Annotated in this window: 11 protein-coding genes; 9 read left to right on the plus strand and 2 right to left on the minus strand. The window is 68.5% G+C overall.

Translation table 11 applies throughout. The features are described 5' to 3' along the window. Nucleotides 1-65 precede the first annotated feature (65 nt). From PV762_RS26065 to PV762_RS26105, 9 genes are all read left to right on the plus strand, one after another. A complete protein-coding gene (locus tag PV762_RS26065) occupies nt 66-782 on the plus strand; it encodes a response regulator transcription factor (RefSeq protein WP_421037911.1) in 717 nt (238 codons plus the stop codon). Nucleotides 783-796: 14 nt separating this feature from the next. After that, nucleotides 797-2,299, plus strand: coding sequence for a sensor histidine kinase (locus tag PV762_RS26070; protein WP_421037912.1), 1,503 nt, complete (start codon nt 797-799; stop codon nt 2,297-2,299). A 15-nt stretch (nt 2,300-2,314) separates the two neighbouring features. Continuing rightward, complete coding sequence (locus PV762_RS26075; RefSeq protein WP_421037913.1) at nt 2,315-2,755, plus strand: RNA-binding S4 domain-containing protein; 441 nt, start codon at nt 2,315-2,317, stop codon at nt 2,753-2,755. A 78-nt stretch (nt 2,756-2,833) separates the two neighbouring features. Further along, the gene (locus PV762_RS26080; RefSeq protein ID WP_421037914.1) at nt 2,834-4,171 is read left to right on the plus strand and encodes a hypothetical protein; all 1,338 of its coding nucleotides are present in this window, start codon (nt 2,834-2,836) and stop codon (nt 4,169-4,171) included. Between the two features lie 208 nt (nt 4,172-4,379). Beyond that, nucleotides 4,380-4,922, plus strand: coding sequence for a nucleotide exchange factor GrpE (gene grpE, locus PV762_RS26085; RefSeq protein ID WP_421037915.1), 543 nt, complete (start codon nt 4,380-4,382; stop codon nt 4,920-4,922). A 186-nt stretch (nt 4,923-5,108) separates the two neighbouring features. Next, on the plus strand, nt 5,109-7,097 hold the full coding sequence (gene dnaK, locus PV762_RS26090; RefSeq protein ID WP_421037916.1) for a molecular chaperone DnaK: 1,989 nt from the start codon (nt 5,109-5,111) through the stop codon (nt 7,095-7,097). A 125-nt stretch (nt 7,098-7,222) separates the two neighbouring features. Next, nucleotides 7,223-8,368, plus strand: coding sequence for a molecular chaperone DnaJ (gene dnaJ / locus PV762_RS26095; protein WP_421037917.1), 1,146 nt, complete (start codon nt 7,223-7,225; stop codon nt 8,366-8,368). Nucleotides 8,369-8,574: 206 nt separating this feature from the next. After that, nucleotides 8,575-10,188, plus strand: a complete 1,614-nt coding sequence (locus PV762_RS26100) for a response regulator (RefSeq protein WP_421037918.1) — start codon at nt 8,575-8,577, stop codon at nt 10,186-10,188. A gap of 107 nt (nt 10,189-10,295) precedes the next feature. Then, the gene (locus PV762_RS26105; protein WP_421037919.1) at nt 10,296-11,996 is read left to right on the plus strand and encodes a phosphoethanolamine transferase; all 1,701 of its coding nucleotides are present in this window, start codon (nt 10,296-10,298) and stop codon (nt 11,994-11,996) included. 403 nt (nt 11,997-12,399) lie between these two features. On the opposite strand, the gene PV762_RS26110 is transcribed toward PV762_RS26105, so the two are convergent. Both PV762_RS26110 and PV762_RS26115 read right to left on the minus strand, forming a co-directional pair. Beyond that, a complete protein-coding gene (locus tag PV762_RS26110; protein WP_421037920.1) occupies nt 12,400-12,966 on the minus strand; it encodes a hypothetical protein in 567 nt (188 codons plus the stop codon). Between the two features lie 221 nt (nt 12,967-13,187). Continuing rightward, nucleotides 13,188-14,306 carry a PA0069 family radical SAM protein gene (locus PV762_RS26115; RefSeq protein ID WP_421037921.1) on the minus strand — a complete coding sequence of 373 codons (1,119 nt, stop codon included), beginning with the start codon at nt 14,304-14,306 and terminating at the stop codon, nt 13,188-13,190. Nucleotides 14,307-14,317: the final 11 nt, after the last annotated feature.

The raw sequence follows: 14,317 nt of genomic DNA on the forward strand, positions 1-14,317 counted from the left end.
CTGTCGGGAAGCTCAGGGTTGACCCTGAGCGGCGCGGCCTTCGCGCGTGGCGGACACTGCCGGCCATGAGGCTGTTTTTCGTCGAGGACAACGCCGCGCTGCAGACCACGGTGGCGCGGTCGTTCGAGCGCCGCGGCATCCAGGTGCAGGTGTTCGCGGAGGGCCGCGCGGCGCTCGAGCGCTGGCGCGCGTCGCCGCCCGACGTCGTGCTGCTGGACCTGTCGCTGCCCGACATCGACGGGCTGGAGCTGCTGTCGGCCGCGCGCGCCGAACAGCTCACCACGCCGGTCATCATCCTGACCGCGCGCGGCACCGTCGGCGACCGCATCCTGGGCCTGAACATCGGCGCCGACGACTACCTGCCCAAGCCGTTCGACCTCGACGAACTCGAAGCGCGGGTGCGCGCCCTCGCCCGCCGCAGTCGCGGCGCGCCGGGATCGGCAGCGGGCGCTGGCGCGGGTGCCGGGGCCGGTGCCGGGGCGCATGAGGACGAGTCCTTCCATGGACTGCGCGTGGACGCCGACAGCGGCGCGGTCTACCACCTCGGGTTGCCGCTGGAGCTGCCGCCGCGCGAGGCGGCCCTCCTGCGCGCGCTGCTGGCGCGTCCGGGCCAGGCGGTCGCCAAGGAGCGGCTGACGGAGATCGTCTTCGCCGACGATCTGGACGTGCAACCCGACGCGGTCGAGGTCGTGGCCTACCGCCTGCGCAAGCGGCTGCCGGCGGACGGCGTGCGACTCGTGACACTGCGCGGCCTGGGCTACCTGCTCAAGGCGCCGGACTGAGTGGCTGAGTGGTGATGCGGTCGTCCGCGACCTCGCGCCGACGCTGGCTGTCGTCGATGCGCAGCCGGCTGCTCGTCGGCATCCTGGTCCCCGTCGGCCTGCTGATCGCGGCCAACGCGCACCGGCTCTACGAAGACGCGCTGCGGGCCATCGACACGGCCTACGACCGCACGCTGCTCGCCTCGGCGAAGACCATCGGCGAGCAGCTCGACGTGCACGGCACGCGCGAGGACCCTCACCTGGTCTCCGAGGTGCCCTACGCGGCGCTGGAGGCCTTCGAGGCCGACAACCGCAGCCGCATGTTCTACCGCGTCACCGGCTTCAAGGGCGAATGGGTGTCGGGCTTCGACGACCTGCCCGCGTGGCACGGCAAGCTGCCCGCGCGCGGCGCCTATGCGGCGCTGGTCGATTTCTACGACGACGTGTACCAGGGCGAGGAAGTGCGCGTCGCGGTGCTCAAGCAGCCGGTCTCGGGCGAGGCCGGCCTGGGCGTGGCGACCATCCAGGTCGCCGAGACGCTGGAGATCCGGCGCACGCTGGCGCGGCAGGTGCTGATCTCCACGCTGTGGCGGCAGGCCGCGCTGCTGGCCGTGATCGCGATCGTGGTCTGGGGCGTGGTGCTCTTCGCGACCTGGCCGGTGCGCGAGCTCAGCCGCTCGATCGGCGCGCGCGCGGACGACGACCTCAGCCCCATCCCGATGCCGGGCGTGCCGGCGGAACTCGCGCCGCTGGTGGTCGCGATCAACGAGGCCTGGTCTCGACAGTCCGGCCTGTTCGCGCATCAGAAGCGCTTCGTGCGCGACACCTCGCACCAGTTGCGCACGCCGCTGGCGGTGCTCAAGGCGCAGGTGCAGTCGGCGCGCCGCGGCGACCTGCCGCTGACGCAGGCGATCGACGAAATCGGCGCGACCGTCGACGGCGCCACCTCGCTCGCCAACCAGATGCTGGCGCTGGCCAAGGTCGAGCAGTTGCGCCAGCAGGGGGATCCGCCGCGACTGGACCTGGCGGACACCGTGCGCGAAGTGGCGCTTGACCTGGCGCCGCTGATCGCGGACGCGGAGCTCGACTTCGAGCTGATCACCGAGCCCGCGCCGGTGCGCGGTCACGAGTGGGCGCTGCGGGAGCTGGTGCGCAACCTGCTGCACAACGCGCTGCGGCACTGCCCGCGCGGTGGTCGGCTGGAGTTGCGCGTGACGGCGCGCGGACGGGACGGCGACGCCGGCTCCGCAGGGGGCATGGGCGCAGGCACTGGGGCGGGCGCGGGCGGCGGCATCGAACTGCGCATCGCCGACAGCGGCTCCGGCATCGCGCCGGCGCTGCGGCCCAGACTCGGACAACCGTTCGCGGCCGGCAGCGGCGGCGGGTCGGGCCTCGGGCTCGCGATTTGCCGTGAGATCGTCGATTCGCTCGGCGGCACGCTGGCGCTCGACAACCGCGAACGGGACGGGGTCATCGAAGGCCTGGACGCCGTGGTCCGGCTGCCGGCGGCACCATCCGCCGATCCGTCGCCCGCATAGGACAATCCGATTCAGATGTCTTCCTCCACCCGCAACCCTTCGCCCTCCCCTTCCCCAGGATCCGCCGGCGTGCGCCTGGACAAATGGCTCTGGGCGGCGCGTTTCTTCAAGACGCGCTCCATCGCCGTCGACGAGATCGGCAAGGGCCGCGTGACGATCAACGGGCAGGCCGCCAAGGCCTCGCGCGAGGTGCGCGTCGGCGACGTGGTGAAGCTGCGCCAGGGCCAGATCGATCGCGAGGTGAAGGTCGCCGGTCTCAGCGGCGTCCGCGGCCCGGCGCCGGTCGCGCAGGCGCTGTACGAGGAAACGCCCGACAGCATCGCGGCGCGCGAGCGCGCGGCCGAGGCACGCCGCCTCGCGCCCGAGCCGGCCGACGCCATCGAGCAGGGCCGCCCGACCAAGCAGGACCGCCGCCGCCTCGCGGACTGGAACCGCTGGTCCGCCAGCCTGGACTGACGCCGCCTCCGCCAGCCTTGCACCGGTGGGGACACCGGTGCGGCAAGCCGTCCCGCCGGGGCTGACCGCGAGGACGACATGATCCCTCTCCACATGAGCCCGGCGTCTCACGACGCGTCGTCGTCGACGCTTGAGGAAACGAGCGCCGAAGCCAGCGTCGACACCAGCGCCGAAGCCAAGGACGGATCGGTCGCGGCGCGCGGGGGCGACGTCCCGCACCCCCGATCGCGCGCCGCTTCGCTCGCGCCTGCGCTCGTGAACCCGCCGTCCCGTTCCGACGACCGTTCCGACGACCGTTCCGAATTCCAAGAGGCGACCCGGCGCCAGGCCGTCGCCCGCTTCGATGCGATCCGGCTCGCCGGCGTGTCGATGACGCCCGCCGACATCGAAGTCCTGAAGGCGATCGTCGCGCTCGCGGTCTCGATCGGTGGCGCGGCGGCTTTCGGCTTCGGACTGGGCCGGGGCATCGGCGGCGCGATCGCCGAACTGGGCGTGCGCAGTGCCTTCGACGCACCACAGACGCTGGGCATCGGCAATGACCGCAACTACGTCGAGCAGGACACCGATCACAGCCTCCTGCTGATCGCCGTGATCACGACATCCCGCTGGGTCGGCGCGTCGATCTGCGGCGCCATCGGCGCGACGGTGGGCAGCGTCGTGTCGCCTCGCGCCGCGGCGCTGACCGGTCGTCAACTGGCGGCCATTCCGCCAAACCAACTGGTACCCGACCACGTGGCCGATCTGCTGGACGAGACTGGCGCGCCCCATGGGATGGACGGCGTACGCCGGCTCCGCCAGGAGATCCAGGCGATCCAGGACCGCCACGGCCTCATCGACGGCCCGACGCAGGTGCGCGCCGGCGAATGGGCCTTCGGCGGCATGAACGCGGTCCGGGGGGCCTCGCTCGGCATGGCCCCGCTCGGCGCGCTGCCGGACATCGGGTTGTCGGCCGGCGTGTCGTTGACGGCCGGCGCCCTCACGGGCCTGGCCGCCGGTGTGGCCATGGCCCGTCAGCGCCATCGCGTGCCGGACGCCGGTCACGTCGGCGGCGACCCGGCGCCGCTCGTGCCAGTGCCGCTGTTCGAGGTGAAGAAAACACCTGTCGTGCGCTCCCGCTTCACGGGCACGGGCCCGCGACACGCGATGGGCAACATCGGCCACGGCGTGGCACACCGGCTGCGGCTCTTCCTCGGCTCGACCTGGCTGCTGGGCATGCTGGGGCTGCTCGTCAACGTCGCCGGCGCCGCCACCCGGCCCGCGCCGCTGAACTGGATCCACCGCGCCGGCAAGGCCGTCGAACTCGGTGTCGGCGTGGGCTGCGCCGTCCGCCCCTACTTCCAGGGGCTGCCGCCGATCAACGCCCGCGAGCACGCCCGACTGGAAAGTCAGCGGATCTCGCCCGCCCCGGGCGAATAGCGGCTCCCCGCCTCAGCCACGATCGCCCGTGCGCTGGGTCCCCGCTATCAGGCCCCAGGCTTGCCCGCGCACGGATGCGAAAATCACCCTCTTGAAGTTCCGGCCATGGGCCCCAGATGCGGCGGGTCGCCCGACGCTCGCTGGTTCTCAAAGAGGCCGGCCGCGCTTCCAGAGAGGAGCCGGGCATCCGCATTGGGGCATTCCAACCATGACGACTGACAACCAACAACCTGATCCGACGCTGGACGAACTGACCCAGCAAGCCGCTGCCGCGGCCGCCGCCTCGGTCCCCGAAACGCTCGAAGCCAGACTGGCCGACACCGAGCGCCGCCTGGCCGAGATGTCCGACGCCTACCTGCGCGCCAAGGCCGAGGTCGAGAACACCCGCCGCCGCGGCGAGGAAGACACGACCAAGGCCCGCAAGTTCGCCGTCGAGGGTTTCGCCGAAGCGATGCTGCCGGTGATGGACAGCCTGTCCGCCGCCATCGCCCTGCCCGACGCCAGCGTGGAGCAGGTGCTGCAGGGCGTGCACGCCACGCTGCGACAGCTGCAGTCGGCGCTGGAGCGCAACAAGGTGGTGGAAATCAATCCCGCCGCCGGCACGAAGTTCGACCCGCACCAGCACCAGGCGATCTCGGTGGTGCCGGCCGAGCAGGACCCGAACACGGTCGTGACCGTGCTGCAGAAGGGCTTCCTCATCGCCGACCGCGTGCTGCGGCCGGCGCTGGTCACGGTGACCGCCCCGAAGTGAGCGCATCGACCGGCGTGATCGAAAAAACACGCTGAAAAAAGATCCGGGCCCTTGAACCCGGACAAGTTATCCACAGATCAGAAGCATCCCGGAACGTTGTTTCAGCCGCTCATTGATGAGCGCCAGGGAAAGCTTGAAGCGCCCCCCGCTGACCGTTCCGCCAGTTTTCAAATTCAGGAGCACCACATGGCTAAGAAAAAGATCATCGGCATCGACCTGGGCACGACCAACTCGTGCGTCGCGGTCATGGAAGGCAACACCACCCGCGTCATCGAGAACGCGGAAGGCGCCCGCACCACGCCGTCCATCATTGCGTACCAGGAAGATGGCGAAGTGCTGGTCGGCGCGTCGGCCAAGCGCCAGGCCGTGACCAACCCGCGCAACACGCTGTACGCGGTGAAGCGCCTGATCGGCCGCAAGTTCCAGGAAAAGGAAGTCCAGAAGGACATCGACCTGATGCCCTACACCATCGCCGCCGCCGACAACGGCGACGCGTGGGTGGAAGTGCGCGGCAAGAAGCTGGCGCCCCCGCAGGTGTCGGCTGAAGTCCTGCGCAAGATGAAGAAGACGGCCGAGGACTACCTCGGCGAGGAAGTGACCGAGGCCGTCATCACGGTGCCGGCCTACTTCAACGACGCACAGCGTCAGGCGACCAAGGACGCCGGCCGCATCGCCGGCCTGGACGTCAAGCGCATCATCAACGAGCCCACCGCCGCGGCCCTGGCCTTCGGCCTGGACAAGCACGGCGCGGGTGACCGCAAGATCGCCGTGTTCGACCTGGGCGGCGGCACCTTCGACATCTCGATCATCGAGATCGCGGACGTCGACGGCGAGAAGCAGTTCGAAGTGCTGTCGACCAACGGCGACACCTTCCTGGGCGGCGAGGACTTCGACCAGCGCATCATCGACTACATCATCGCCGAGTTCAAAAAGGAACAGGGCGTCGACCTGACCAAGGACGTGCTGGCCCTGCAGCGCCTGAAGGAAGCCGCCGAGAAGGCCAAGATCGAGCTGTCGAACTCGTCGCAGACCGACGTGAACCTGCCGTACATCACGGCCGATGCCACCGGTCCGAAGCACCTGAACATCAAGCTGACCCGCGCCAAGCTGGAGTCGCTGGTGGACGAGCTGATCGAGCGCACGATCGCCCCCTGCCGCACCGCGATCAAGGACGCGGGCGTGTCGGTCGGCGAGATCGACGACGTCATCCTGGTCGGCGGCATGTCGCGCATGCCCAAGGTGCAGGAGAAGGTCAAGGAGTTCTTCGGCAAGGACCCGCGCAAGGACGTGAACCCCGATGAGGCCGTGGCCGTCGGCGCCGCGATCCAGGGCCAGGTCCTGGGCGGCGAACGGACCGACGTGCTGCTGCTGGACGTCACCCCGCTGAGCCTGGGCATCGAGACCCTGGGTGGCGTGATGACGAAGATGATCAAGAAGAACACGACCATCCCGACCAAGTTCGCGCAGACCTTCTCCACCGCCGAGGACAGCCAGCCCGCCGTGACCATCAAGGTCTACCAGGGCGAGCGCGAACTGGCGCAGGCCAACAAGAGCCTGGGCGAGTTCAACCTCGAAGGCATCCCGCCGGCACCGCGCGGCCTGCCGCAGATCGAGGTCAGCTTCGACATCGACGCCAACGGCATCCTGCACGTCGGCGCCAAGGACAAGGGCACCGGCAAGGAAAACAAGATCACCATCAAGGCGAACTCCGGCCTGTCCGAGGCCGAGATCGAGAAGATGGTGAAGGACGCCGAGGCCAACGCCGCCGAGGACAAGAAGAAGGTCGAGCTGGTGCAGGCGAAGAATCAGGCCGACGGCCTGGTGCACTCGGTGCAGAAGTCGCTCAGCGAGCACGGCGACAAACTGGACGCCGGCGAGAAGGAAAAGATCGAGGCGGCGGTGAAGGACCTGGAAGAAGCCATCAAGGGCGAGGACAAGGCCGACATCGACGCCAAGACCGAAGCGCTGATGACCGCCAGCCAGAAGCTGGGCGAGAAGGTCTACGCCGAGGCGCAGGCGGCCCAGGCCGCCGCCGGCGGCGCGGCGGGTGCGGCGGGTGCGGCGGGCGCCGCCGGTGCCGAGCAGGCGGACGCCGCGGGCGCGCAGGCGTCGGCCAAGCCGGCCGACGACAACGTCGTGGACGCGGAGTTCAAGGAAGTCAAGGACTCCAAGTAAGCCGCACAGGCGTGCGTGCCGGCCCGGGGCCGGCATCGCGCCCGGCAATCGCTGTCGACTGACAGCCGCCGCGCGGGGCCGCCAGCCTCGCGCGGCGTTCTGGTTTGAGGCCTGCAGGAATATCCATGGCAAAGCGTGACTATTACGAAGTCCTGGGCGTCGCGAAGAACGCCAGCGAAGAGGACATCAAGAAGGCGTATCGCAAGCTCGCGATGAAGTACCACCCTGACCGCAATCAGGGCGACGGTGCCAAGGAGGCCGAGGACAAGTTCAAGGAAACCAAGGAAGCCTACGAGATGCTCTCGGACGGCCAGAAGCGGGCCGCCTACGACCAGTACGGCCACGCGGGCGTGGATCCGAACCAGGGCATGCGCGGCGGTCCGGGCGGCGAAGGCTTCGGCGGTTTCGCGGAGGCCTTCGGCGACATCTTCGGCGACCTGTTCGGCCAGCAGGGCGGCGGCCGGCGCCAGGGCGGCGGCCAGCAGGTCTACCGCGGCAGCGACCTGAGCTACGCGATGGAGATCACGCTGGAGGAAGCCGCGCGCGGCAAGGAGACGCAGATCCGCATCCCGTCGTGGGAAGGCTGCGAGACCTGTCACGGCAGCGGCGCAAAACCCGGCACCAGCGCCAAGACCTGCGGCTCCTGCGGCGGCAGCGGCACGGTCCACATGCGCCAGGGCTTCTTCAGCATCCAGCAGACCTGCCCGCACTGCCACGGCACCGGCAAGATCATTCCTGAGCCCTGCACCACCTGCAACGGCGCCGGCAAGATCAAGAAGACCAAGACGCTGGAAGTCAAGATCCCGGCCGGCATCAACGAAGGCATGCGCATCCGCTCGGCCGGCAACGGCGAGCCGGGCGTGAACGGCGGCCCGTCGGGCGATCTCTACATCGAGATCCGCATCAAGCAGCACGACATCTTCGAGCGCGACGGCGACGACCTGCACTGCACGATGCCGGTGTCTATCACGACCTCGGCGCTGGGCGGCACGATCGAGGTGCCGACGCTGGGCGGCAAGGCCGAGATCGAGCTCCCCGAGGGCACGCAGCATGGCAAGACCTTCCGCCTGCGCGGCAAGGGCATCAAGGGCGTGCGATCGAGTTATCCGGGCGACCTGTACTGCCACATCAGCATCGAGACGCCGGTCAAGCTGACCGAACATCAGCGCAAGCTGCTGAAGGAACTCGACAAGAGCCTGAAAGACGGCGGCGAGCGCCACTCGCCCAACGCGAAGAGCTGGACCGACCGGGTCAAGGACCTCTTCAAGTAAATCGCCAACAGCGACACGCAAGCGCCCGCCACGACTCGTCACTCCGGTCGGCCACCCACGCAAACCCGGGGGATCGGCCGTCGTCGCCGGGCGGACAATCGGTCGGTGGTTGACGACATTCGCACGATTCGTTGGGGTGCTGCCGGCCCGCTCTCTTCGGAGGCGGGCCTTTTCATTGGCGCGCGCGCCGTGACGGGGCGGCGGCCATGACGCTCGCCGGCACCCTCGGCAAGACGCAGGCGCTGGTCATCGACAGCAACGCCAACTCGCGCAGCCTGATGACGGCGCAGCTGCGAGAACTCGGCGTCGGCCATGTGCGGCAGACCACGCGCGTGCGCGACGCCCGCGTCATCCTCGAGACGCAGCCCTACGACATCGTCATCTGCGACTACTACTTCGACGGCTCCGAGATGTCGGGGCAGGACCTGCTCGACGAGCTGCGGCGCGAGCAGTTGCTCCCCTACTCCACCGTCTTCGTGATGGTCACCGGCGAGGCCTCGTACGCGAAGGTCGCCGAGGCAGCCGAGGCGGCGTTGGACGCCTACCTCGTCAAACCCTACACGACCACGGCGCTGGCCGACCGGCTGGCCAATGCGCGGCATCGCAAGGTCGAGCTCAAAGGCATCTTCGACGCGATCGACGCGAAGGACTTCGGCCGCGCGGCGGACCTGTGCCTGGAACGTTTCCAGCGCAAGGCGACCTACTGGCTGTACGCCGCGCGCATCGGCGCGGAGCTGTTGTTGCGCCTGGAGCGCCATACGGAGGCGCGCGAGCTGTACGAAGCCATCATCGCCGCGCGGACCGTGCCGTGGGCGCGGCTGGGCGTGGCGCGGACCGAGGTCGCCGGCGGCAACCTGAGCGCCGCGCGGCGCACGCTGGAGACGCTGATCGGCGACATGCCCGACCAGGCCGACAGCTATGACCTCATGGGTCGCGTGCAGATGGAGCAAGGCGAGATCGATGCCGCGCTTGCGACCTATCGCACCGCCGCGACGCTGACGCCCGGTTGTCTGCTGCGACAGCAGCATTGCGGCACGCTGGCCTTCTACGCAGGTCAGCGCGACGAGGCGCTCAAGATGCTGGAGCGCAGCGTGGCGCAGGGCCTGCGCTCCAAGCTGTTCGATGCGCACAGCCTGGCCCTGATGGCGCTGATGCGCTTCGACGCCAAGGACAGCAAAGGCCTCAAGTACACGATGGACGCGCTGATGCAGGCCATGGAGCGCGCGCCGCGCGACCAGCGCCTGCAGGGTTTCGAGGTGCTGATGCAAGGCTTGCGGCTGCTGCTGGACCGCAAGCTGGCGGACGCGCTGATGCTGGCGCGCCAGTTCGCGCGACGCGCCGGCGACCCGGACTTCGACCTCGAGGCCGCCAGCCTGCTGGTCGCGTTGTGGGTGCGCATGGCGCGGCAGGATATCGAGCTCAGCGAGATGGAGACGCTGATGAATCAGCTCGGGTTGCGCTTCTGCAGTTCCAAGTCGGCGACCGAAGTGCTGATCAGCATGGCGGAGGCCCACGAGCCCAGCACGCAGCTGCTGCGCGACGCGAATGCGCGGGTGTTCGCGATCTCCGAGACGGCGATGCGCCACGCGATGCGCGGCGACGCGCAGACCGGCGTCCAGCTGCTGGTGGAGCAAGGCACGCAGACGCTGAACGCCAAGCTGATCGACATGGCGGCGCTGGTGCTCAAGCGCTACCGGGAACGGATGAGCGACCCGGCGGCGCTGGAGCCCAAGATCGAGGAACTGCAGCGCCGCTACGTGCAGGCCAGCGGCCAGGGGCTGAAGGCCGCCCGAGGGGGCGGCATGGCCTTGCGAGGATGAATGCGCATCCGGGGCCACGCGGCGGCGAGGCTCAGGAAGGCTTCAGGGGAGCTTCAGGTACGACAACTACAAGGGCAGGCTTTCTCTTGCCGGCCTGACACAACAAGATGCCGTTTTCCGATCCCTCGACCTCGCCGACCCGACAGGCCGCCACGGTGCGCCCCGCGCGCGCCCGTTCACCGCTGGCATTGACGTGGCTGACCGCACTGTGGGTCGGTGTGCTCGGCAACTGGCCGCTGTGGCAGCGGATGTGGGGCATGCCGGACTACGCCGGCACCTCGGGCAAGCTCTTCGTCGTCGTCTTCGCCGGCATCGTGATCATGGTGCTGGCCGCCGCCTTCAGCCTGCTGGCCTGGCGCGCGGCGGTGAAGCCGCTGCTGACGCTGATGCTGCTGATGACGGCGCCGCTGGCCTACTTCATCGGCAGCTATGGCGTGATCATCGACAGCACGATGATCACCAACGCGCTGCAGACCGACGTGCGCGAGACGCGCGATCTGATCGGCTGGGGACTGGCGGCGCATGTCGCGGTGATCGCGCTGATCCCGCTGGTCTGGATCTGGCGCCAGCGGCTGAGCGACACGCGTTGGTTCAAGCGGCTCGGATGGAACGTCGCGAGCGTCGCGCTGGCGCTGGCCCTGGGCGTCGGACTCGCGGCGACGCGGACGGCGGACCTGGCCTCCACGCTGCGCAACAACAAGGCGCTGACCAAGATGGTCAGCCCGATCAACGCGATCTGGGCGAGCGCCGCGCTGGCCGTGCAGAAGCAGAAGAAGCCCAAGGGGCCGCTGGAGGTCGTCGCCGCCGACGCGACGCTCACGCCGCGCGCCGCGGGCGCACGCCCGCCGCTCGTGCTGCTGGTGGTCGGCGAGACGGCGCGCTCCGAGAACTTCCAGCTCAACGGCTACGGCCAGCCGACCAATCCGGAGCTGTCGACGAAGCCGGTGCTCAGCTATCGCGAGGTCGCCTCCTGCGGCACGTCGACAGCGGCCTCGCTGCCCTGCATGTTCTCCCAGCTTGGCCGCGAGGTGTACGTCGACCATCCCGGCAACCAGCAGACGCTGATGGACGTGTTGCAGCGCGCCGGGCTCGCGGTGCTGTGGCTGGACAACCAGTCGGGCTGCAAGGGGATCTGCGACCGCGTGCCGAATGCGCAGGCGATCAATCCTGCCCGGCCGGATCACCCGATCCCCGCGGGCCTGTGCCGCGCGGATGGCGAATGCCTCGACGAGGTGATGCTGCACGATCTGGACGCACGCATCGCGGCGCTGGATCCGCAACGCGTCGCGCGCGGCGTCGTGCTGGTGCTGCACCAGATGGGCAGCCATGGTCCCGCCTATTACCTGCGCACGCCCGACGACCGCAAGCCCTTCCAGCCCGAGTGCCGCAGCAACGCGCTGCAGCAGTGCGAGCTGGAGCAGGTCCGCCATGCCTACGACAACACGATCACCTACACCGACCACGTGCTGGCGAAGGCGATCGACTGGCTGGGGACGCAGGAGCAACGCTTCGATCCCAGCCTGCTCTACGTGTCGGACCACGGCGAGTCGCTGGGCGAGAACAACCTCTTCCTGCACGGCATGCCTTACGCGCTGGCGCCCAAGCAGCAGAAGCATGTGCCGCTGATCCTGTGGCTGCCAGAACAGACGCGGCAGTCGCAGAAGCTCGACAGCGCCTGCCTGACGCAGCGGCGCGATACGCCGATGTCGCACGACGGGCTGTATCACACGGTGCTGAGCCTCAGCGGCGTGGAGACGTCGGTCTATCGCAAGGATTGGGATTGGGTGGGTGCTTGCCGGCGTGGGTGATCACAGTCGCTTTCCCCTGAAGGGCGTCGCAGGCAACGGTTCGTCGCAACGAGCCAGGACCTCCCGCACTTGATCCAACTGATTCCTGACAGCGTCGTCCGCGATCACGTCGTCCAAGGCATAGTCAGCTTGAACACGTCGTTGGCGTTGGACCTCCAACTGAGCGCCGCTCGCCCGTGATCGATCGCGAATGACGTCGCCACACTCCCAGGCTGGGTGTTTGAGCCGATTGATCAGTTCCTGATGCCGACCGCCCTCAGGCCCCTTGTTTGATCCCAAGAGAGGAATCGTCCTCTCCCAGCATCGACAACGATGATAGGCCGCGTAGCAGGCGCGACTGATTGCAGACCGTCGCCACACTTCGGCACGCTCCCGCCCAAGCACCTGCGCAAAGGCAAACAGATCATTCGTCGTGATCGGCATGGTCCTGCTCGGATTCTCCGTTTTGCCGGGCCACTGCACGCGGAGCGGGGATCTCGCCGATCTCGTCAGTGAACTGAATCAGGAAGTTCGGCTGCAGCAGATCCACGTAGTTCAGCTCATCCCAGAACGCCTTGGTCCAGGCAGAGGCCACATCCCGCGGCGCGCGCAAAGGGATGTCGTATCGCAGGCTGGTGTTGCCATCGCCCTCGAAGAGCGCCATCACCGCAGATCCTGCCCGGCGCAGCGAATGCCGATGCGCGAAATGCGCCGCCAGGTGAAGCAGATGCCGCACGTAAGTGACCGTGATGCCTCCGCGGTGGAGAATCTGCAAGGGGCGAAGGAGATCGTCCCAGGCGGTATATGCGCACCGAGCATCCGGCAGGTGTTGATCATGCGCGGACCCGAACAAGGTCGCGGGGCGCCTCAGCAGATCAATCACTGCATCGGTTTCCGTCATCCCTTCCGGGACCGGCATCGGCTGCACCATCACCGTGACCAGTCGGCCCGATGCATGGAAGACAGGGCCTTCGTTCATTTGAACAGTCATCACCACTCCTGCATTGCGAGTCCTCGACTCAATGGCAACCAGTCTCTGCGTGATGCGCTCGGAACACATTCCCTCCGAAGGGCGTTTCGACGGGGGATGTTGATCTCGGTAGGTCACTCCCCCTGCGCATACTGAGGAAGTTCATTGCGAGATCGGCTGGCGGCGGACCGGCTGGCGCGGGGTCAGGTCTTGCCGACGTTGAGCCGACGTTGCGCCTGCCTTCAGAACAACGACTGCTGCCCCACCACCTTGGACGGCGGCCGGAACTCGCTGAAGTCGAACTGGTGCCGCTCGCGACCCAAGCCCAAGCGCTTCGACGCCTTGCGCAAGCGCTGCTGGAGCAGCTCCGCCCAGATGCCCTCGCCGGTGAAGCGCGTGCCAAAGCGCGGATCGTTGTCCTTGCCGCCGCGCATGTCGCGCAGCCGCGCCATGATGCGCGCGGCCTTGTCCGGCTGATGCAGCCGCAGCCAATCGTGGAACAGCGGCGCCACTTCCCAGGGCAGCCGCAGCGGGATGCTGAATGCCTTGGTCGCCCCGGCCTCCGCCGCAGCTTCGAGGATGCGCTCCAGCTCCGGCTCGTTGAGGAAGGGAATCACCGGCGACACGCTCACCCCCACCGGCACGCCCGCCTCCGCCAGCGTCCTGATCGTCTGCAGCCGCCGCTGCGGCGACGCCGCCCGCGGCTCCAGGATGCGCGACAGCGCCGGATCCAGCGAGGTCACCGACAGGTAGACCGACACCTGCCGCTTCAGCGCCATCGGCACGATCAGGTCGAGGTCGCGTTCGATGCCGCTGGACTTGGTCACGACCGAGAACGGATGCCGCGCCTCCGTCAGCACCTCCACGACGGCGCGCGTGATGCCGAGCTTGCGCTCGATCGGCTGGTACGCATCAGTGGCCGTGCCCAGCACCAGCGGCGCGGGCTTGTACGCGGACGAGGCCAGCGTCTCCCGCAGCCGCTCCGCGGCGTTGACCTTCGCGATGATCTTGGTCTCGAAATCCAGGCCCGGCGACAGGTTCAGGTAGCTGTGCGTCGGCCGCGCGAAGCAGTAGATGCAGCCGTGCTCGCAACCGCGGTACGGATTGATCGACAGGTCGAAGCCGATGTCGGGCGACTGGTTGCCGCTGACGATCTTCTTCGCGTGTTCCTCGATGATCTCGGTCTTCGGGGCGATGTGCTCCTCCAGCGCCTCCTGGTCCAGCGTGCCCCAGCCGTCGTCGTACTGCTCGCGCTCGCGCGATTCGAAACGGTGCGGCATCGCCCACGCGCTGCCACGCCCCTTCAGCGCATCGGCCTGGAGGTACAGCGGCGGGGCAGCGATCTTGGTGTCTTGCGGCATACTGTCAATTT

The organism is Mitsuaria sp. CC2, from assembly GCF_048957715.1.
Classification (GTDB): domain Bacteria; phylum Pseudomonadota; class Gammaproteobacteria; order Burkholderiales; family Burkholderiaceae_C; genus Roseateles.

What these genes read in the sequence shown, in the direction of transcription:
- PV762_RS26100 (WP_421037918.1), top strand. Translation starts at nt 8,575, where the DNA reads ATGACGCTCGCCGGCACCCTCGGCAAGACGCAGGCGCTGGTCATCGAC.
- PV762_RS26065 (WP_421037911.1), top strand. Translation starts at nt 66, where the DNA reads ATGAGGCTGTTTTTCGTCGAGGACAACGCCGCGCTGCAGACCACGGTG.
- dnaK (WP_421037916.1), top strand. Translation starts at nt 5,109, where the DNA reads ATGGCTAAGAAAAAGATCATCGGCATCGACCTGGGCACGACCAACTCG.
- PV762_RS26110 (WP_421037920.1), bottom strand. Translation starts at nt 12,966, where the DNA reads ATGACTGTTCAAATGAACGAAGGCCCTGTCTTCCATGCATCGGGCCGA.
- PV762_RS26070 (WP_421037912.1), top strand. Translation starts at nt 797, where the DNA reads ATGCGGTCGTCCGCGACCTCGCGCCGACGCTGGCTGTCGTCGATGCGC.
- PV762_RS26075 (WP_421037913.1), top strand. Translation starts at nt 2,315, where the DNA reads ATGTCTTCCTCCACCCGCAACCCTTCGCCCTCCCCTTCCCCAGGATCC.
- PV762_RS26105 (WP_421037919.1), top strand. Translation starts at nt 10,296, where the DNA reads ATGCCGTTTTCCGATCCCTCGACCTCGCCGACCCGACAGGCCGCCACG.
- PV762_RS26080 (WP_421037914.1), top strand. Translation starts at nt 2,834, where the DNA reads ATGATCCCTCTCCACATGAGCCCGGCGTCTCACGACGCGTCGTCGTCG.
- PV762_RS26115 (WP_421037921.1), bottom strand. Translation starts at nt 14,306, where the DNA reads ATGCCGCAAGACACCAAGATCGCTGCCCCGCCGCTGTACCTCCAGGCC.
- grpE (WP_421037915.1), top strand. Translation starts at nt 4,380, where the DNA reads ATGACGACTGACAACCAACAACCTGATCCGACGCTGGACGAACTGACC.
- dnaJ (WP_421037917.1), top strand. Translation starts at nt 7,223, where the DNA reads ATGGCAAAGCGTGACTATTACGAAGTCCTGGGCGTCGCGAAGAACGCC.